Below are 20,942 nucleotides of genomic sequence, written 5' to 3'. Positions count from 1 at the left end.
GCTGTTCTTAATTATTGCTTGACAACGAGCACCTTAGTGCTTTCCTCACTGCCATCGTTGCGCCGAATGCTCACGACATAAATGCCTGCGGACAATTTAGAAATATCCACTCCGCTGGCTGATATTTTGCTTAACTCAATGACTTTCTGTCCGGCAACATTGAAAACCGTGACCTGGCGTACTCCTTCGACCTTGTGAATGAACAGTTTATCGCTGACCGGATTAGGGTACACGGACGCTTCGATTCCATCAAATTGCAAATTTCGGATCCGGCTGTATGCAAACGTGCCATCTGTGTCGACCATTTTCAACCGGTAAAGATTGGCGCCTTTTGCCGGGGCATTGTCAACGAAAGAATAATGCTTCACAGAGGTGCTTTCTCCACTGGACTTCACAGTGCCAATTAAATTCCAGCTCTTTCCATCCAAACTGTGCTCGATCTCAAATCGGTCGCTTTGCGTTTCTTCTGTGGTGGCCCAGTTCAAAGCAGCGGCATTCTCTCGTTTAACGGCGTCGAACGAACTAAGCTTTACGGGCAACGGTCCGAAAGTAATCAGGTAATCTTCCACCTCACCATTCGAAGCTGCGCCGTTCGGGCTTGACAAGGCATCTGTTGTTATACGGAAGCGGGCATAAGTGCTTCCACCGATTTGACCGTTAAATACCGCTGTCGGCCATACAAGTTGAGCGGATGTTGCATTGTTGGGAACTGTTGTGCAAACCGATTCGCCGGCGTCGAAAACGCCATTGTTGTCCCAATCGATCCATCCGCAAAGGTTTGCCGTCGCACCGGTAATGTTCGCAACGGCCACATTAATCGTGTAGTTGGTAATCGTCGGATTGATACCCGCCGGGATGCCGGGGAAAGTACTTACGCCATCCTCGTCATTCTGGCCCACAGTGTTGTCGCTCGTGCCAAACGAGGCTACGCCATCGGGTTCGCTATCGATCAAAGATCCCAGTTTTAAAGTCACATTACCCGATTGGTCTGTCTCTACGATGTGTCCGGCGCCGAAAGTTGTCCGGCTTACATTATAGCTGGCGGGTGCATCGCCAAAGTCAAGGCCCGGGCAGGTTGTTATATTTTGACCAAGGAAACCCGCCAGTGATGGTTGAGAATAAAGCTGGACGATAATCTCATTCTCGCCCAGTTGCCAATGTTGATTAAGCGAGGTTTGCGTTTGATTGCTCAATTGGAACCCCCCGCCTGGTAACCCAAACTGGGGAGCCAGGCCATTGCCATTGATGTAGATATTTTTAGTGACATTGTCCGCAAGGAAGTTCAACCTAAGCTTAAACGCTGGTAACAGGTAAGGATCTGTTAAATTGAACCGGTAGCGAAAGAAGTAGGAGTTTTGGCTTATCCCATCCGCGAGGCTGGTTGCATTCACATCGCGCGAGCTCTGGCTGTAACTAATCCATTGTGCATTCCCGAAAGGACTATTTGCCCAGGTGTTCGGGAATTTATTGCCGGTGATTACAGCCGGGACGTAGGTTGGATTACCTATCGACGACAATAATGGCAGCGTATTGGTATAGCTGGCCCCACCGTTAGGTACAAACGTCACTTCCCAATTATTGTCGAAACGATTTAGCGTACCCAAACCGTTGCCAACCGCGTTGGTACCAGTGTTAAGAAGGTCGGCATTTACACAAGAAATGTCATCTATTGGCTGCGCCCCACATACAATGGGCAGCAATTCCGCAATCGCGGCAATATTGGCGCCCTCAACCGAACGTACCACCAGTCGTAAATAACGGGCGGAAACGGCTGTCACAAAATTCACTTCAATAGGATTTCCTACACGGATTTCTACCGGGGGCGTTGCAGCGTTTTCAAAGACGGTTTGACGCGCCATTGTCCCGCTCTGAATGTCAGTAAACGTCGTTCCGTCATTGCTGTATTGAACAGTGTAATTCCGGATATCCTCTGCTACCAACGTGCGTGGGTAGTAAACAAAGCCCACCAAATTCTGAGCCGTTCCGTAGTCAAATGTAATATACTCGCCTGCCGATGTTCCCGAAGCGGCAGCCCATGTATCGGTTTCCGTCCCGCTTATGTCACGGATACTGCCGTCAATTGCTTTGCTTGCAGGCATTCCGGCAAAACTGCTGGATGCCGTTGCACTCCACCCCGGCTGGGGCTTCAGTACAGTTCTCTCAAGACACGCTTGTGCCGCATTAGTAGCTATGCACAAAGAAAAATCGTCGTAGTGTACAAAATCAGTACGTGCAAAAAAGCGATAAATGTAAGTTCCGGGTTGAAGAACCGAAGTCAGGCCGTTCAAGGTAATCCACGTCCCGTTTCCCGACGCAGCAGTCAATGTCGAAGCTGCTGCCGCGTATTGAATCGATAAATCTTCGCTGAGAATTTGAATAGCGATTGTCCCCCCTGTGTATCCCGGGAGGTTGACGCCGCGGTTAGCGAAGTTGCCGGAAAAAGCTAATTGCGCAGGTTGCGAAATTGTGAATGTTTGCTGCATAATCCCGGTAGCGCCCTGCAGATCGATATACTGATCTCCGTCATGCGCGCTTGACGGTCCAATCGTGCCTACGCCGGTCGGCCGTACTATGTTCACACTAGTGGTTGTAGTAGATAGGTTTGTCCATCCTGGAACACTGGCTACTATGTTATTTGCACCATTGCCATTGGGCACCACCGGCTGTTCAAAGCTTGGATTGACCAACAAATTTGGCCCGTTGCAAAAAGATTGCGACCAGCCGGTGGCGCTTAACAGAGTCAATCCTAGGAAGGAGATACTTAGCACAAATTTTTTCATGATAAATCAGTTAAAATGAAAGAAAAAACGTGTATAGTGGGAATTGTTTTAAATTTCGGGTGGAAGGCTTGATCTCTTCAAGCTCATTCTTGATTAAATAGACGCGGAGGTGCCCTGTTCGTCAGACAGTTATTGATGGTTGAATCTCCTTTTTCGGCCAGCGGCTCCTTTCATTCAAATGGGGGCGAATCGAACCGCCCTCTACGGGGCGTCTCCGATTAGATGCTTCGATCCATTCGTCCGTCAGTTGCCCAATCGCAGCAGCGGCGGCCTGAGCCAGGCGGAAAAGCAAATCTCAATCGATCATATGATTCAAGTAATTCTACATTGAACTTGACAAAAGTAAGGGCGCCGGAAATGGCGCACAATCGTATTATTTCTAGGTTTTGCCTAAAAAGGTCTCGATAAGGAATGGCTCGGAATGCGGAAAGTTTGCAGCGAAACCCCGGCCTGCCAGCAAGTTTTTGTCATTTGGTTCTTGTTTGGGAGAACTAAATGATATTACTTTGAGAACTAGCCAGATAACATAGAATTTTGGAGCAGCACAGAGAACGGATTGAACAACACAGTGGCCTTTTGGAGCATATGGGCCTGACACCGGTAGCGGCGAGGGTTTTTGCGTATCTGTTGCTCCAAGGGAGTGAAGGGGCTGTTTTTGAAGATTTGGTCGATTATTTCAAGGTGAGCAAAAGTGCAGTATCGAATGCACTTAAAATGCTGACTGCCTCGGGTATGGCCAGTTTTCGGACGGTAGGAGGGAAACGCAGACGTTTTTTCTATGTCAATATGCGAAGCCTGTTCAATGAAAAGGAGATGACCTCACGTTACCAACAGTTTTTTAGCATCCTGGATGATGTCAGGAAGGCGCGGGGTGTTCAGGACCAGTTCGATAAGGAACTGGGAGAGGTCGCTGTCCTTTATAAAATGCTGCTGGTCGAATTTCCCATTATCCTGGAACGCTGGAAGAGAACGATTGAGCTTGACGGTTAAAATTTTAACTTTTTGGTTCTTTTAATAATGAACTTAAAGAACAAACGAAGCGCGGTGCAGTTGTGGCTGCTCATTCTTTGGACGGCAACAACCCGGATCTGTATTGGCCAGCCCGATTGGACGCTGGACCAATGCCTGGATTACGCAGCAGCCCATAACAAGGAACTATTGGCGGGCCGCCAGCGAACGACGGTCGCCACTATTGCCACCAGTCAATCCAAAGCCAGCCTGCTGCCGGTGGTCTCCGGATCGGCCTCGCTGGACCATTATTGGCAAATACCGGTTCAGGTATTCCCGGGCGAATTGCTCGGCCAGCCGCAGGGTACATTTATTCCGGTCCGTTTGGGAACGCCCTGGATGGGGAATGTCGGGTTGAAGGCCGATTGGAGCCTGATCGATGTGGCGGGATGGAAACAAATCAAAACCGCCATGCTCGAACAGCAATGGAAGGCCGGTCAAAATCTCTCCGAACAAAAATTAGTATCCAAAAATGTGCGGATGGCCTACTATTCGGCCGCGCTGAAACAGCAGGATTACCATACAGCAGAGATCCGGCTCCAGGATTTTCGCGAAAGCCACCGGTTAATTACGTTGAGCTTTGATAAAGGTATTACCGACCAGATCGCGGTAAACCAATCGCTGGCTTTGCTGGAAGACCTAAGTGATGAAGCGGCCGGTGTCAGGGCTGCGTACCAGCAGTCACTTCTGGATCTTAAATTCTGGATGGGGTTTCCGTTTGCAGATTCGATTCGGATAGATACCAGCAGCATTTCGATTACGGAAGCCGCTCCGCCAACCGGTTTCAATCCTCAGCTCTTACCGGATTTTGTCCAGGACAGCCTGAGCGTCGAAATCGCCGGGAGCGCTTATGTGCAATCGAGGGCCGCGTTGTATCCCAAACTATCCGTCGTCAGCGGTTACAGCCGGCTTGGCTTTGGTAGCGAGGCCAGCTTTATAACGCGCTCGAAATGGTTTTCTTCCGGCTATGTGGGCCTACGGCTTTCCGTACCCGTCTTTGATATGCCTCGGATGCACCACCAACTCAAGAAGGATAAGGAAAGTATGCTGCTGGCCCAGGCGGAACGAGAGGCAAATATCAGCAGCGCAAACAAGGCTTTCCTGACCGCAGAAATCAATTACAGCCGGGCGAAGCAGGAGCTCGCCTCCCTTAGGGCAAAAGAGACGCTTGCAGTGGAAAATATCAGGCTCTCGACAAAGAAATTAGAAAAGGGGATTATAGACATGATGCAGATGAAGCAGTTGCAGGACGAACTGACGGTAATCCGGAGCAAGCGGCTGGCCGCCCAACTGCAGAGCCTGATCGAAATCGTTGAAATCGAATATTTACAAGGCCATTAAGTGTATGAAAAAGCTGTATGCATTAGCGCTGGCGAGCTTTGGAGCGCTGTACTCCTGCAAAAAGGAACCTGCGAGTTTTAAGGTAACCACAAAAGCAGTCAACGAGGCGGTTTACGCCTCCGGCGAGATCATGCCCGTGCAATATGAGGTGATTAAGGCCACGTCCAACGAACATATCCTTAAGATCCTGGTGGCGCAGGGGGAGGAGGTACAAAAAGGGCAGGTACTCGCCGTGCTCGGCCAGCCCAGCCAGAACGCCCAGCTGGATATCCTCGGCAAACAACTCCGGCTCGCGCGCCAGAATGCATCCGACAGTTCTGCGAGGGGCCGGGAGTTACGCCAGCGAGCCGCACTGGCCAGGGAGCAATACGACCACGATTTGGCTGAGTCCCAAAAATATCAGGAGCTCGCTTTGGAAAAGGCCGTTCCCGCGCAGGAGGCTGGAAACCGGGCCATGAAGGCGCAGACGAGCCTGACGGAATATAAAAACCTGCAATACGAGTACGAGGCGCTCCTTGCTGACCAACGGGAAAAAGTGCTTTCGGTCGGTCGCCAGCTTGCCGAGCTACGCCAGCACAGGGAAACCAATGTGCTCACCAGCAGCATCGGGGGCAAGGTGTTCAGTATTTATCACACAGAAGGAAGTACCGCCGAGGCAGGCGACCCGATCCTGTTGACAGGCACCGATGGCCGGTTCAAACTGGAACTGCTGGTAGACGAGAGGGATATTGCCCGCGTAAAACTGGGGCAAAGCGTTTTTTTTGAAACCGACGCTTTTGAGGGTAAACAATTCAATGCAACGGTGAGCAAGATTGTACCCGTGGTACAAAAGGAAAATCGGAGCTTCAAAGTGGAAGCCACGGTTACCGACACCGGCAGCTTTTTTCCGCAATCTTCTGTCGAGGCTAACATTCTTATCCGGCGGCAGGGCAATGCGCTGGTTATACCCAGTACGTTCCTGCAACCGGGAGATTCGGTGTGGTCGGCGGGTGCTAACGACAAAGTTGTCAAACGGAAATTGAATGTTGGCGTAAGAAGCGGTCAGTGGACCGAAATTAAAGGCGGACTAAAAGCGGGGGATCTTGTGTATGAAAAAGCCCCGTGAAATGACATGAAAAAACGGCTTACCAATATCGCCTTGTCAGCTTCCATTGCTGCCACATATATGAAGGCCAAGCTGCGGCAGACACTGGTTGCCACCGCGGGAGTAGCCTTCGGCATTACGGTGTTCATTTTTATGGTCAGCTTCATTCAGGGCACCAATGAGTACACTCAGGATGTGGTTTTTCAGCAATCCCCGCATCTCAGGTTGTATAATGAAATACAGATAGCGGATCAGTCGTTGCTGGACAGGCGTTTTCCCGGCTTCGTCAACCTGGTACACCATCAGAAACCCAAAGACATCCTGCTCAATCTGAAAGATGTCAACCAGGTCTTGGATGTCCTGCAAGCCGACCCGCGTGTTCAGGCAGCTTCGGGGGCTATCACCACCCAGGTGTTCTTCCGGCTCGGCTCTTCGTCGTTGAACGGTAAAATCAACGGCATCGACCCGGAGATGGAAGACCGGCTATTCAATCTTTCCGGTAAGATCATAGACGGTAGCTACGAGGAAATCGCCGTCAAAGCCAACAGCATTCTGATGGGGGTTGGGCTGGCCAGACAGCTGAACGTGAAAACCGGCGACCAGATCCTGGTTACTACCGAAAAAGGCGGAAATTTTCCCGTAATAGTAGCCGGAATTTTCAAGACCGGCCTTACTGATATTGATAAACAGCAATGCTACGCCAGTATAAAAACCGTCCAAAAGCTGTTGGCCGTTCCCGCATCCTATCTTACGGAGATAAAAGTCAAGCTGTTCGATAAAGAAATGGCGCCGGAAATGTCACGGCAATTGCAGGCGCGCTACAACTACCAGGGCTCAGACTGGAAAAAGGATAACGCTTCTCTTCTGGAGGGTGACGTACTCCGAAGAATGATCGTTTACGGGGTAGCGGGTACCATTTTGCTCGTCGCCGGCTTTGGAATCTTTAACATTCTGACCATGATGATCTATGAAAAAATGAAGGAGATCGCTATCCTGAAGGCGACCGGGTTCTCCGATTCCGATGTCAGGGGCATTTTTCTGACACAGGCCCTGGTTATCGGGGCAGCAGGTGCAGTAATGGGCCTGCTATTTGGTTTTCTTATCTCATATGCGGTTTCGAAGGTGCCGTTCAACAGTGATGTGATGATAACGCTCGACCATCTTCCGGTCAGTTTCAAACCTGTTTACTATGTCACCGGCTTTACGTTCGGCATATTGACGACGGCATTATCGGGATATTTGCCGTCCCGGAAAGCCGCAAAGATGGATCCAATTTCTATTTTAAGAGGATAGCCCTATGAACGTACTGGAAGTTGCAAACCTCAATAAGTATTTTAATGAACCGGTCCGAAACCAGGTACTCAACAATGTTGGCTTCCAGGTGAAAGCAGGCGAGTTCGTGGCTATAACAGGGAAGTCGGGTAGCGGCAAATCGACGTTGCTATACCTGCTATCGACGATGGATACTGACTTCGAGGGTAGCATCGAAATTGACGGAGAGCAGATGAAGGGAAAGCCAAACCGTTGGTTAGCGGCTTTCCGCAATCGTCACATCGGTTTTGTGTTTCAATTCCATTATCTGCTTCCCGAATTTACTTCCCTGGAAAATGTCATGCTTCCCGCCCGCAAGCTGGGCGCAGTTCCCACCGGCCAGATCGAGCAGCGGGCGATGGATCTGTTGAAACTGCTGGACGTGGATAGTCAGGCCACCAAGCGGGCCGCATTGCTTTCCGGAGGCCAGCAGCAACGCGTGGCCATTGCCAGGGCGCTGATCAACGACCCGCTGATCGTGATGGGGGACGAACCGACCGGGAACCTGGATAGCACAAACAGCGCGACCGTTTTTGGCCTCTTTAAAGAACTGGCCAGGGAAAGACAACAAACCGTTCTGGTGGTCACCCACGATGAAGATTTTGCCCGTCGGGCCGACCGCAGAATTCATATGGCTGACGGTCAAATCGTTGAAGGTTGACGGAGCGGAACGTTAACCGCGAATGTGGGTCCGGCCGGGCTCTTCAAAGTATCCTTTCAAAATGATAGGTTTCTTATCATTTTGATAATCCCAAAGTCAAATAAGATGTAATTCCAATATTCAATTGTCTGCAAATCAGTCATTTGGTTGTCGGTTGATATATGGCATGTGTTTGGATCGTATAGACTGATAGTTTTCAAACAAATGTTAAACCATCCGACTATGTTCATTTTAGTAATGGGGATACTGCTACTGTTGGTGGGGGTATTCGTTTCGAATGCGGACAATCAAATTGCCCGATATGCAGGTGTATTAAAAATCGCCGGCAGTGTCGTGGCCGCCCTGGGAGTGGTGTCAGCTGGCATCAGACAAATCGATGCCGGCACGATTGGCGTCCAGTCACTTTTCGGTAAAGTAAATCCGCGGGTCCTGGAAAACGGGCTCAATTTTGTCAACCCATTGGCCAATGTAGCCATTTTTGATACCAAGACGCAAAATTATACGATGTCTGCCGTGACCAGCGAAGGGGAGGTCAAAGGAGACGACGCTATTCGGGTACTTTCGGCGGATGGGTTGGAAGTGGTTATAGACCTGACCGTCCTTTACAAGATCATGCCCGACAAAGCCCCAGGTATTTACAAGGGGATTGGGGTAGACTATAAAGACAAAATTGTCAGACCGGTCACCAGAACGCGCATCCGGGACAATGCAGTTTATTACGACGCCGTCGCACTTTACTCTAAGCGACGGGACGAATTCCAGAACCGCATTTATCAATCGATAGATAAGGATTTCAAGAGCCGTGGTCTAATCCTGGAACAAATTCTTATTCGTAATATCAATCTCCCCGAGTCGGTCAAGAAGACGATCGAATCGAAAATCAATGCCGAGCAGGAAGCCCAGAAAATGGAGTTTGTCTTACAAAAAGAAAAGCAGGAAGCCGAAAGAAAGCGTGTTGAAGCCAGGGGTATTGCTGACTACCAGACGATTATTTCTTTAAGCCTGACAGACAAACAGCTTCAATACGAAAATATCAAAGCACAAAAAGAGCTGGCGGGATCCCCCAATTCAAAAATTGTCATCATTCCTGCAAAAGGGAATATACCACTGCTATTGAGCGACAAATAATGTATTTAAAGTATTGACGATCATAAAAAAACGCTTTTCACTAAACAGTTCCAACCATGAAACCTCGAAGTCGTAACCGGGTCAAACCTTTCAGCTTCCTTCTTCTCATTCTCTCCATCATGTCAATCACTGCCTTCGCCTGCCGGATATATTTCGGTTAGCGCTTTCCCGGGCAGGTCCGGCGGCAAGGGCATTTTACTAGCTGCCGGCTGCCGGGTTTCGGCGTATTACATATTCATCCAAAGGCTGATACACGAGCGGATATTTTTCATAAATAACATTGCTTTCATCTAACCCGAAGTTGGCTCCTTCCTGCACGCCGATCATTTTCAGGTTGTAATAGGATTTAATCAGAAGGTTTTTCCAAAATGATAAGGCATTGTCATAGGACAGGTAAGAGCTGCCCACTATAAATCGGTAATCTCCCATATCGCGCCGGTCATATTTCTTTTCCTCGGCCTGCTCGTAGACCAATTCCCCGGTTGAGATCAGGTCCTGAACAATGCGGCGGAAGAACAAATCGACTTTGGGCTCGATGCGAAATCCGATGTGGATATTGATAAAGTAGGCATCGTTCGGCGAAATCGTTTTTACATCGTAATGCAACGTGTACGGCTCATCGGCCACGTTAACATGAATGAACCAATAGATATCCGCGCGCTTGGCCGGACTATTGAAAATTGAATCCAGCGCCCTGGTTTCAATCAGATCACTTTTACTGCTTGAAGTGAGGTATATCAGGTTGGTCGCATAACTTCGGATGGCGTAGTTCGTAGAAAGGTCGCTTAGCTTTTGCGCGACAATCGGGGTAATCGGTGAAAAAGCGATCAGTTTTTCCTGCATGCGGCGGCCTTGCTGCCAGGTAAGCATGGTCAACGAAAGAATAGCTCCTACCACGAGCATAATCCAGCCTCCTTCGTGCAGCTTTTGCAGGTTAGCGGTAAGAAACGAACATTCGACGGCCAGGAATACGGCTGTGATCAGTCCCACCAGGGCCATATTTACCCGCCGGGTAACCAGGTATAGCGCCATCAAAAAAGTGGTAATCAACATGGTCAACGTCACGGAAAGGCCGAATGCTGCCTCCATGTTTTTTGATTCGCGGAAGTGCAGGACCATCAGGATACAAGCGCACATGAGAAACCAGTTGAAGAATGGAATGTACATTTGCCCGCGGATTGTGCCCGGGAAGATCACCCGGTTTCGGGGCCACACGCCGAGCCGGATCGCCTCATTAACCAATGTAAAACAGCCAGAGATGAGCGCCTGACTGGCGATCACCGTAGCCATCGAGGCTAAAATGACGGAAGGGATGTAAATGCCCTGGGGGATAATGTTGTAGAAGGGGCTCAATGCATTGGCTTTTCCCACACCCAACAGCCAGGCCGTCTGTCCGGCGTAGCTCAAAATCAGACAAAACTTTACATAGATCCAGCTTACACGGATATTGTTTCGTCCTACATGGCCCATGTCGCTGTAAAGTGCTTCTGCACCCGTGGTACACAAAAATATGCCGCCCAAAAGCCAAAAGCCAGCCGGATAGTTCACCAGCAGCTCGTAGGCATACCAGGGGTTTATGGCCTTCAAGACGGACCAGTCCGACGAGAGCGCCATTAAACCGATCACGCCGATAAACGAAAACCAAATGAGCATCACCGGTCCGAAAAACTTTCCTATCTGCTGGGTACCGAGCTGCTGAATGAGGAAGAGCACAACGATTATCGCTATAACGATCGGGACTGTGTTCAGATGCGGGTCAAATTTTTGAAGCCCTTCGATCGCAGAGGCGACCGATATGGGTGGCGTTATGATCCCGTCGGCGATCAGGAATGCGCCGCCCAGGATGGCGGGCACGATCAGCCATTTACCAAAATACCTCCTGATGAGCGTGTAAAGCGAAAAGATCCCACCTTCACCATGGTTGTCCGCTTGCAAGGTGATGAGAATGTATTTTAAGGTAGTCTGAAGCGTAAGCGTCCAGATAATACAGCTGAGAATGCCTAACGCTTTGGTGGGCGAAACAATTTCTCCTTCATGGAAAAGCGCATTCAGTGTGTAAAGTGGCGAGGTCCCGATGTCGCCGAATACGATCCCGATGGCTATCAAAAGCCCGGCTGGTTTGATCTGTTTGTGAAATGAGTGATAGTCTGCGCTGTGTTCCAAAATGAAAGTTGTTTTCGATTTTTACGAAATAAATCAACTTTCGCAGGAATCTGCAAGATTTCGACGTTTGGGCCTTCAAATCGGCGTGTTTTATAAGGGCTGCAACGCGTTGGATGCAAATAACAACCAGAAGTAGCGTCGATACAACCAAGAGTAGTCGCATTTTTACAGGCCGCTTGGCGTCTCCAACATAGTTTTGCGATATCGAAATCAAAAAACAAAACACAATTCGGATGGACAGCAAGGTAATCGGCGAAAAGATCGCCAAAGCACGAAAAGAGAAGAATATGTCGCAGGCGCAGCTCGCCCAGCAGATATTTATCAGCCCGCAGGCAGTCGGCAAATGGGAGAGAGGAGAATCGATGCCCGACATCACCACATTCGACCGGCTGGCGGAGATTTTAGGGGTAGATCTCAATTATTTTTCCGAAAACGCGCCGTCTGTGGCTGCCGAAATATCTAATGCATCCGAGTTGGCAAAGCCGTCGGCTCATGTAATGGAGAATGCCAACGGTTCCCACGACCGTCAGGTTCTGATAAACCTCACCGCGGCCGATCTTCAAGGAAGCGATTTTGCAGGTGTTGTTTTGCACAAAGGAAAATTCAAAGCCAGCTCGCTACGCGGGGCAGACTTCTCCAATGCCGACCTGACCGGAAGCTCCTTTGACGCCACGGACGCCCGGGAAGCGAATTTTGATGGAGCCGACCTGACAGAATGCAACTTTTCAGTCACTGACCTGACCGGCGCAAGCTTCCGTCAATCCATCCTGGTGCGCACGATGCTAAACATGTCGGGCCAGGGCGCAAAATTTGTGGACGCAAACCTGGTGGATGTGAAGCTGATCAAAACAGACCTCAGAAAAGCAGTATTCGAAAACTGCACATTTACTGGAGTGGATTTCAGCTACTGCGACCTGCGTGGCGTTGACTTTGCCGGTCAAACCTTCGATGGCGTCCGGTTTGACAAATCGGCCCTGAACGATGTGTCCTTCCGGGGTGCAACGCTCAGAAATGTCTCCTTTACAGTTCCTTTCGCTTTGACAAACAAATCACACCTGGCCCTGAAAACCATCAACTTCGATGGGGCCACGATGGACAAGCTCACCTACCTGGCCCTCAAAGGCCTCAGAGTCGTCGATTTGTCAAACGTTACAATCATCTAACCCAAGTCAATCATGCAAAAACTGGCAATACAAGTTGAAGGGCTTCAGAAGTCCTTCAACGGGCTTCCTGTGCTCAAAGGGGTGGATTTCGGGGTAGAAAAGGGCAGCATTTTCGCACTGCTCGGCACCAATGGCTCCGGAAAAACCACAATTGTCAAAATCCTGACCACGCTGCTCAAACCCGATAGCGGGAAAGCCATCGTCAATGGGTTTGATGTTACCGTAAGTCCCGATCAGGTCCGTCAGGTCATCAGCCTGACTGGGTAGTTTGCCGCCGTGGACGAAATGCTTAGCGGGCGGGAGAACCTGATCCTGATCGCCAGGCTACGGCACCTTCAAAATCCTCGTCAAATCGCGGACGATCTGTTAAAACGCTTTGGCCTAACCGAAGCTGCCGGCCGTATGGCATCCACCTATTCAGGCGGAATGCGTCGAAGGCTCGATATCGCGATGAGCCTGGTCGGCAACGCCCCGCTCGTATTTCTGGACGAGCCCACCACTGGTCTTGACCCGGAGGCCCGCATCGAGGTCTGGAGAATCGTTAAAGAACTCGCGGCCGGTGGCACCACCGTCTTTCTGACCACCCAGTACCTGGAAGAAGCCGAACAGCTCGCCGACAGGATCGCTATTCTGGACAAAGGAAAAATTATCGTCAGCGGCACGCTGGCAGAACTGAAAAAGCTGTTCCCCGCTGCGACAGTAGAATACATCGAAAAACAGCCGAGCCTGGAAGAAATCTTCCTTGCGATCGTTGGCGCTAACCAGGAAAAATAAAATGGAAGCTACAAAGACCTATTTTTTTACAGACACTGCCGTCATGCTGGGCCGTTCGTTGCGACATGTTTTCCGCAGCATGGATACGATCATTACCGTTACCTTAATGCCCATTGCCATGATGTTGCTCTTCGTATACGTACTTGGTGGGGCTATTCAGACCGGTACGGACAACTACGTTAACTATTTGCTGCCTGGCATCCTGCTGATCGCCATTGCAAACAGCATCGGATACACTTCCTACCGGTTATTTTTAGATATGCAGAAAGGCATATTCGAGCGGTTTCATTCGATGCCGATTGCGCGCTCGGCCGCATTGTGGGGACATGTGCTGACCTCTCTCGTATCGAATATGATCTCCCTTTTTATCATCGTGCTGGTAGCGCTGCTCATGGGTTTCCGCTCGCCTGCGGGCGTGTTCGAGTGGCTGGGCGTAGTTGGTGTTCTCGCATTATTTACCTTGACATTGACCTGGATTGCGGCCATTGCAGGTTTATCTGCAAAAACTATCGATGGCGCAGCCGCAATCGCTTATCCGATCCATTTCCTACCACTGATCAGCTCGGCATTCGTACCTACTGCCACGATGCCGCCGGCAGTCCGCGTGTTTGCGGAAAATCAGCCGGTGACATCGGTGGTCGAGACGATCCGTGCGCTATTATCCAATCAACCGGCAGGCGATCAGCTTTGGCTTGCGCTCGCCTGGTGTGGAGGAATTGTAGTTTTTGCATACGTGCTTGCAATGCGAGTGTACCGCAGGACAAGCTGAGGCGAAAGATCCCTCGGCACGATTACTTATTCACCTGCTGCGCAGACTGTCCGGTATAACGGTCGCCCACAATGGTGATCTTGTTGAGATCCGCCGTCAACTGGGTGAGCTCTTGAGGTGTGAACTGGTAATCCATCGCCCAGAGGTTTTCCTGCAAATGCGCGAGTTTGGTTGTTCCGGGAATAGGCACGATCCAGGGTTTCTGTGCCATCAGCCACGCCAATGCTACCTGTGCCGCTGAAAGCCCGCGTTGGTTGCCAAAAGTTGTGAGTGTATCGATCATCACCCAATTCGCCTTGATCGCCTCCGGCTGGTAGCGGGGAAGCGATGGCCGGTTGTCGTTGGCCGGGTTGTATTTGGTATGCTCGGTGATGTATCCGGAAAGGAACCCGCGGCTCAGCGGGCTGTATGGGACAAAACCGATGCCAAGCTCTTCGCAGGTTTTGACCACATCTTTTTCAGGCTGGCGCGTCATCAGAGAATACTCGCTTTGCAAGGCGGTGAGGGGTTGCACCACGTGCGCTTTGCGAATCGTTTCGGAGTTGGCTTCGCTCATCCCGAAATGCTTAACCTTACCTTCATAGATAAGGTCTTTTACCGTGCCGGCCACATCTTCGATCGGCACATTCGGATCGACACGGTGCTGGTAGAGCAAATCGATGTAATCCGTTTTCAGTCTTTTCAGAGATTGTTCCACCACTTGCCGAATATGCTGCGGATCGCTGTTGGTCCCGGCCAGTTTGCCATCCTGAATGTTGAAGCCGAATTTGGTACAGAGCACGATATCCTTCCGCCTCGCGCCGAGCGCCTCGCCGACGAGTTCTTCATTGCGATAGGGGCCGTAGGCTTCGGCGGTATCAAAGAATGTGACGCCCATGTCCAATGCTTTGTGAATGAGCGAGATCATGTATTTCTTCTCCGGGATAAAGCTCCGGTGGTAGCTCATCCCCATACAACCCAGGCCGAGGGAGGAAACCTCGATTTTGTTTTTGCCGATCCCAAGCGTCCTTGTTTTAAGGTTCGCAGCTGGGTGGGCTGGCTGTGCGTTGGGCGAGGTGAATGGACCGAATAAACCAGCACCCATTGCCGTAGTAGTTTTGATAAAGTTTCTCCTGTTCTCCATTTGTGTATCTTGACCTAGTTTGACAATGCAAATTTCAATCGCCCCGGCGAATGAAGAATGACACAGATTACGGTTTGAACTACCATTATTACTGATTCGGATGCCGGTACTTTTTGATCGCGCATGCAGTGCTTAAATTTGAGTTTACAACAGATATAAGAACATGGAAGAAATAGTGAAGCTCGATAGTGTGGCCTTTTACAACAACCTGAGAGGTGTAGCAACCCAGCATCCGCTTGTAACCCTGCTTGACTTGTCCAAAGCAGGTCCAATGCCTGCCCAAACGTTCAATTTTGGTCTTTATGCGGTGTATTTGAAAGAGCTCAATTGTGGGGAACTGAAATACGGCCGAAGCCACTACGACTATCAGGAAGGTACGCTGGTGTTCGTCGCCCCGGGGCAGATACTGGCGGTGCAGCCGGCTGTAAAGACATTCGAGCCAAAAGGGTGGGCGCTGCTTTTCCACCCGGAGCTCATCAAAGGAACTTCGTTAGGCAGGCACATTCACGAGTATTCTTTCTTTTCCTACGATGTCAACGAGGCGCTGCACGTCTCCGAAAAAGAGCGGCAGATCGTGCTGGATCTTTTCGGAAAAATCCGGCATGAACTCGACCAATCCATCGATAAACACACCCGCAAACTGATTTCGGCCAATATAGAGTTGCTGCTGGATTATTGCACCCGCTTCTATGACCGGCAGTTTATCACCCGTGATCATTCAAACAACAGCATCATCGAGCGTTTCGAGGGAGTTTTGAATGGCTACTATTCGTCGGACAAACCATTTGAAAACGGCCTGCCTTCGGTAGCCTGGTGTGCTGCCGAGCTGAACCTTTCGGCCAATTATTTCGGGGATGTAATCAAAAAAGAAACCGGCAAAACAGCTCAGGAATACATTCAGGAGAAGGTAATCGATTTGGCGAAAGAAAGGGTTTTCGACCTTGAGAAGTCCGTGGCCCAGGTGGCTTATGATTTGGGCTTCAAATATCCTCAGCATTTTACGCGGCTGTTCAAGCAGCGCGTTGGTTGCACACCCAGCGAATACCGGACCTTGAATTGAGCGGGACTCTGGGAAGACATTATCTTTCTAAACACAATATTCACAGGGCCAGACCGGATTTAAGTTTTATGAACTCCCTGCGGTTGTAACCATCAACCAATTCGTTGGCATAAACTATTCTAAGCAGGTCAGCGTAATGCCTGGTAAATGAAATTCGCCCGTTTGTTAGTGTGTACAGGTGATCAATTCTGGATTTGGTCATTTTAATTGGCACCAGGCTGAAATACAGCGAATTCACCAGGCTTTGCTTGCGAAGTTCTTTACTCCGGTCGCTAAGATTAAAAGAGAGCGATACCTTGGTCTTGATTATTTTGTGGAACATGCAACTCTTTCCGGCAATTGTTTTGCCTTCCTGCAAAACGGCCGGCTTCTGCTGCTTATTTTCTGTCAATGATATGACAATGCCATGGTCAGGTTCGGATGGCTGCTGCTGACCGATCGCAATCTTCAAATTGGGCGACAATTTGCTAAGTTCAGACGAAGCTTCGGCGATAGTGACTGAATCCTCACGGTTAATCCAAAAGTGCTGCTGGTATCTACACCCATCGAAGACAAATCCCCAAAGCCGAGAAATGACGCTACTTCCTCCACATTTCCGAAAAATAGCGGTATTGCAGCACTATCAGGCGCTTGCGCAAGCCGACATTTCAGCGGCAATCCAAGCGCATTGATTTCGGCAATTACCTCCCGGACCGACGCGGTATCCGCCGCCGATGCACGTCCTTTGATAACGATGGAGGGATCAGTCGTCCATTTCCAAAGGTTATCATTATTTCCCTTGGAAAAATCTTCATGAAAAACGGTCTCATAAAAGTAATTGACCGTGCGTGCATCATATTTTCGCTTTAAAGCCAGAAGGTCCCGTTCCTGTATGGCATTCCTGTCACGATTACACGATGTAAATGCCATTAGCAACGCAATAAACATCCGGACTTTTGGCAAAAAGTAATTTAATCTGCAAAGCATAATCCTAATATAGATTGGGCATAACCAACTTTCAAAAAAAGTCCGATAAACAGGAGGGAAGCCATCCAAATCTGTCGTGTGTACCTCGGCTGACGTCAATGCAAGTGTGGGTCGTTTAGCCAAACCTCAGATTCACCGTAGTACCTTCGTCTACTTCGACGGTGATTTCAATCCCCAGAATCTGTGCAATTTCACGGACCATCATCAATCCGAGCCCGTCGTACTTTTCCGGCATCGGTTTGGCCCGGCTTATCTCTGTCAGCGAGAGGTTCAACCAGCTCACCAGGTCGGCGGGCATTCCCGGCCCTTTGTCGCGAATGGTCATGTGAAGCGTACCTTGCAGCTTTCTGGCGCCAATGTGAATGGTATTGCCATCTTTGACCTTTACCGCGTTGTCGATCAAATTGTGGATGATCACGCCAAACAGGCTCGCATTGATCATCACCAAAAGGTCCTCAGGTATGTCGATTTGCAGCCTGCCGTTTTGAGCGGCCAGGATGGGCTTGAAAAGTTCTGTTTTTTCGATAACAAGCTGGCGGAGGTTGGTTTCCTGCACCACCGATTGCGTGTTCGACATTTCGGATTTCGTGAAAGCGACCATCGAATCAAGCAGGTTCACCAGCCGCTTGCTGGTTACGCCTATGGTAGAAGCCAGTTGCTGCGCATGAGGAATCTCGTCGCTTTCCAGGTAATTTTCAATTCCCTCCGAGGCCACGCGGATGTAATGTACAGGCGTGCGCACATCGTGCGAGATGGAGGCAATCATCCGCATATGCAAGCGTAGCTGCCTTGTCAGCTCTTCTTCCGACGACCGTAGAGAGTATAAAGTCTCCCGAAGTTCCTGGGTCCGTTCCGCGACGCTCAGTTCCAAATTGCGGTTGCGCTTTTGAACCCGCCAGACACTCATTCTTTGAGTCGTATACACGACCAGTGCGCCGACAAGCGCCATAAACGCCCTGAAATACCAGGTCTGGTACCATTTCGGGAGTACATTTAATTCCAACGACTTGTAAGCCAGCTGCTTTTCCCCAAAACCGGTCCGTTTTCTTACATGCAGCACATACTTTCCATAATTAAGGCGCGAAACGTTGATCCCCTCTCCGGCGTGAAGCGGTACCCATTCCTGATCGGCCGGAGCTTGTCCTTCGGGCGTGAGCGCGTAGAACAATACCAGATTTTCGGTGTTTCCGAAAAAAGGTGTGCTGACAAATATGTTCCGGTTTTTTTCATCCTGGGATAAAGTCAGATAATTTCCGGTGATCGGGAGAACTTTCCCCTGGCTTTCGACCCTGTCAATAAATATGCCGGGAGTACCTGAATCGTCCGATAGCGCTTCCGGTACAAAAAATAGCAGACCGTTCATGGACGGCATTGAAACATATCCGTTATCCAGCCTTACTGCACAGGGGCGGCATCCGCCGTTGAACTCGTTGGTTTTGAAGCCGTCGTCTGTACTAAAATGTTTGTAGTAGGGAACCCCGCCAGAACTCTTTTCCCCGGCATAGGCGAGCAGCTCGCTTTTCTTTGCCTGGAACAACCCTTTGTTGGTTGGAATCCAGAAAAAGCCGTTGTTATCCTCAAATATATAGTGCGAAGCGGCGAGATAGCCGACGCGGTCCAATGGAAATGCTGTAAGCGCCCCGTTCCGATACAAAACGAACCCGTTGTTGTAGCTGGTGATCCATAAATGCTCACCGGCGGGTTCCCGGGAAACGTATAAACTTCTGACATTATACGCAGCTGTGCCCGGAATTAATGTGAGTTTATTGTCTTTCAGATTCAGCGAATAAACTCCCGCACCGGTCCCGACCCACATGTGGCCATCTTTCCGATGTAGCAAAAAATTGATTCTTTTTTCTTTCAAACGAAGGTCGGCCCAAAGGGATAGGCCAATTGTGTCCCCTTCATATTTCACGCGATACAAGAGATCACGGGTCATTGCAACCCACAATGCGCCGTCATGCCCTAAGTAGATATCGCTGATTTCGCGTTTCAGGTCCCATTTGTTTTTGATGGTGGACCCATCGTTGGCAAAACAATATAAGATATTACCCGTGGTGGTCCAGATATTGCCAAAGCGGTCCGTCGCAATCCGGTATTCGGTCATTCCGCGCCTTGCCGCCCGTATTTTCTTCGCAGGTGACGCGGATATTTCTCCTTTTAAATCAAATATGCGGCCGTTTGGCGTTTGCACCGAACTGGCTCCCAGTCTCATCTGAGCATAAAATACGTCGTCGATTCCTCCGGCTATGGGGGACACTGTCCGAAAATCATTTTTCTTCACAACAAACAGGCCTTTGATCGTGCTACCCAGAAACAACCTGCGGCTCGCCGGGCTGTACAGTATAGTGCCAATGAAGTTGGATGCCAGATCGAAACCCGTTAACACAAGTTGCGTTCGCAGTGTCGCGTCTCCGCCGTCGCTTAGTATGTAGAGGTTATTGCCGATGGATAAAAATACCTGATCCGCGGTATTGTTCCAGTATAGCTTCGTTTTTTCGGACCTGCGCAAGTACAGCGGATCTTTTTCAATATCACCCGATAAGCGGGTTTCACGGATGATGGCACCGGTATTGTCAGGACCATCTGCAAATGAAAGCCTTTTGAGTACCTGATCTTCCGCGCGGTAGAAGAGTGATTTCCCCAGTCGGAACCATTCCCGCGAATTCGTCTCGTTGATCACAATCGCTTTCTGCACTCTCCAATCCTGGTAATACGTCAGTTTTCCATGCCGAAAGTGAAAGTATGCCCCTTCATTCCCGGTAATGGGTATAATATAATCCCTTGGTCTAAAGTCGGGCCTTACCAAATCCATGACGCCTGTGGGGAAATCGGCGTCGCGATCTCCCTGAACGGAACCAATCGCTTTAAAAATGTCGGTAAAAACTGCGGAATCCAGTGCAGCGGTCCCATGTTCTATCCGCAGGTATTGATGCCGGAGATATCCTTCATCCACCTGACGGGCATAGAGCCTGTTGAAAGGGCGCTTCATCGCGGGTAGGATGTACTGGAAGCGGTTGGAGGCAATGCGGGTATTAGATCGGTCAAAAACATAAAAGAAGTTGCCGTCGAAACGTACCAGGCCATTTTCAGTGGTGAGCCAGACAAACCCGTCTGCTCCCTGCGCCAGGCCTTTTACGCTGTTTTGAGGCAGACCGTTCTGGTCATTGTAATGGCTGACCGAATAGCTTCCCGGTTGATAATGAGCTTGCTGCCCCCATACCGGATGTGGGCAACCAAGAGCAACTGAACAAATTAAAATAGTAAAAATCGAATGGCAAATCCGGCGAAGTCGGGTAATAGTAATCATACTCAAAATTCCATCGGGCGACGGTAGTGAAACAAAATACGGAAGTATAAATGAGAAATCAGCTAGAAATACTTCTATTAGTTAACACAAAATATTCTTCTTCTCAGCAATATGCCGTTGCGTCCTCATTGGCGCTATCCCGCGAAAGGGGATGTCCATCCGCTCACCAATTCTTCCATTTAGCAGGTAAGTGCGTCGTATGTGCCGACCTAATCTCCGGGATATATCAAATAGAATTATTTCTAAAATCACCGTGATATATTACTAGGATCCTACTCGAATTGTAGACTTAATTTTGCTG

General features: G+C 49.7%; 15 protein-coding genes and 1 pseudogene. 10 read left to right on the top strand and 6 right to left on the bottom strand.

The genetic code is table 11. The annotated features are described in order from the left end of the window. Positions 1-11: 11 nt before the first annotated feature. On the bottom strand, positions 12-2,579 hold the full coding sequence (locus tag J7619_RS31395) for a discoidin domain-containing protein (RefSeq protein ID WP_291208629.1): 2,568 nt from the start codon (positions 2,577-2,579) through the stop codon (positions 12-14). Positions 2,580-3,314: 735 nt separating this feature from the next. Here J7619_RS31395 and J7619_RS31390 point away from each other — a divergent pair. From J7619_RS31390 to J7619_RS31365, 6 genes are all read left to right on the top strand, one after another. Then, complete coding sequence (locus J7619_RS31390; protein ID WP_291208626.1) at positions 3,315-3,770, top strand: GbsR/MarR family transcriptional regulator; 456 nt, start codon at positions 3,315-3,317, stop codon at positions 3,768-3,770. Positions 3,771-3,797: 27 nt separating this feature from the next. Further along, positions 3,798-5,129 carry a TolC family protein gene (locus tag J7619_RS31385; RefSeq protein WP_291208623.1) on the top strand — a complete coding sequence of 444 codons (1,332 nt, stop codon included), beginning with the start codon at positions 3,798-3,800 and terminating at the stop codon, positions 5,127-5,129. A 4-nt stretch (positions 5,130-5,133) separates the two neighbouring features. Then, positions 5,134-6,234 carry an efflux RND transporter periplasmic adaptor subunit gene (locus J7619_RS31380; RefSeq protein ID WP_291208620.1) on the top strand — a complete coding sequence of 367 codons (1,101 nt, stop codon included), beginning with the start codon at positions 5,134-5,136 and terminating at the stop codon, positions 6,232-6,234. 6 nt (positions 6,235-6,240) lie between these two features. Next, on the top strand, positions 6,241-7,506 hold the full coding sequence (locus J7619_RS31375; protein WP_291208617.1) for an ABC transporter permease: 1,266 nt from the start codon (positions 6,241-6,243) through the stop codon (positions 7,504-7,506). Between the two features lie 4 nt (positions 7,507-7,510). Then, complete coding sequence (locus J7619_RS31370; protein WP_291208614.1) at positions 7,511-8,185, top strand: ABC transporter ATP-binding protein; 675 nt, start codon at positions 7,511-7,513, stop codon at positions 8,183-8,185. 222 nt (positions 8,186-8,407) lie between these two features. Next, the gene (locus J7619_RS31365; RefSeq protein WP_291208611.1) at positions 8,408-9,313 is read left to right on the top strand and encodes a prohibitin family protein; all 906 of its coding nucleotides are present in this window, start codon (positions 8,408-8,410) and stop codon (positions 9,311-9,313) included. Positions 9,314-9,511: 198 nt separating this feature from the next. On the opposite strand, the gene J7619_RS31360 is transcribed toward J7619_RS31365, so the two are convergent. Beyond that, positions 9,512-11,476: a KUP/HAK/KT family potassium transporter gene (locus J7619_RS31360; protein ID WP_291208608.1), complete on the bottom strand. Its 1,965-nt coding sequence runs from the start codon at positions 11,474-11,476 to the stop codon at positions 9,512-9,514. A 233-nt stretch (positions 11,477-11,709) separates the two neighbouring features. On the opposite strand from J7619_RS31360, the gene J7619_RS31355 reads away from it, so the two are divergent. The 3 genes and pseudogenes from J7619_RS31355 to J7619_RS31345 all read left to right on the top strand — a co-directional run bounded on the left by J7619_RS31355 (position 11,710) and on the right by J7619_RS31345 (position 14,182). Further along, on the top strand, positions 11,710-12,639 hold the full coding sequence (locus J7619_RS31355; protein ID WP_291208605.1) for a pentapeptide repeat-containing protein: 930 nt from the start codon (positions 11,710-11,712) through the stop codon (positions 12,637-12,639). 12 nt (positions 12,640-12,651) lie between these two features. Next, a pseudogene (locus J7619_RS31350) lies at positions 12,652-13,413 on the top strand (ABC transporter ATP-binding protein). A 1-nt stretch (position 13,414) separates the two neighbouring features. After that, positions 13,415-14,182, top strand: a complete 768-nt coding sequence (locus J7619_RS31345; protein WP_291208602.1) for an ABC transporter permease — start codon at positions 13,415-13,417, stop codon at positions 14,180-14,182. A 22-nt stretch (positions 14,183-14,204) separates the two neighbouring features. Here the strand turns inward: J7619_RS31345 and J7619_RS31340 are convergent, their stop codons facing one another. Beyond that, positions 14,205-15,266 carry an aldo/keto reductase gene (locus tag J7619_RS31340; RefSeq protein WP_291208599.1) on the bottom strand — a complete coding sequence of 354 codons (1,062 nt, stop codon included), beginning with the start codon at positions 15,264-15,266 and terminating at the stop codon, positions 14,205-14,207. A gap of 202 nt (positions 15,267-15,468) precedes the next feature. On the opposite strand from J7619_RS31340, the gene J7619_RS31335 reads away from it, so the two are divergent. After that, positions 15,469-16,365: an AraC family transcriptional regulator gene (locus tag J7619_RS31335; RefSeq protein WP_291208596.1), complete on the top strand. Its 897-nt coding sequence runs from the start codon at positions 15,469-15,471 to the stop codon at positions 16,363-16,365. Positions 16,366-16,405: 40 nt separating this feature from the next. On the opposite strand, the gene J7619_RS31330 is transcribed toward J7619_RS31335, so the two are convergent. The 3 genes from J7619_RS31330 to J7619_RS31320 form a co-directional block, all read right to left on the bottom strand. Next, entirely contained in the window at positions 16,406-16,816 is a 411-nt protein-coding gene (locus tag J7619_RS31330; protein WP_291208594.1) for a hypothetical protein, read from the bottom strand. Continuing rightward, positions 16,813-17,331, bottom strand: a complete 519-nt coding sequence (locus J7619_RS31325) for a hypothetical protein (RefSeq protein ID WP_291208592.1) — start codon at positions 17,329-17,331, stop codon at positions 16,813-16,815. The genes J7619_RS31330 and J7619_RS31325 overlap by 4 nt, the downstream gene beginning before the upstream one ends. Positions 17,332-17,446: 115 nt before the next feature. Next, complete coding sequence (locus tag J7619_RS31320; protein WP_291208589.1) at positions 17,447-20,641, bottom strand: ATP-binding protein; 3,195 nt, start codon at positions 20,639-20,641, stop codon at positions 17,447-17,449. Positions 20,642-20,942 lie beyond the last annotated feature (301 nt).

Origin of the sequence: Dyadobacter sp., assembly GCF_017744695.1 — a bacterium.
Taxonomy (GTDB): Bacteria; Bacteroidota; Bacteroidia; order Cytophagales; family Spirosomataceae; genus Dyadobacter.
This window is presented reverse-complemented; position numbering and strand designations above follow the sequence as displayed.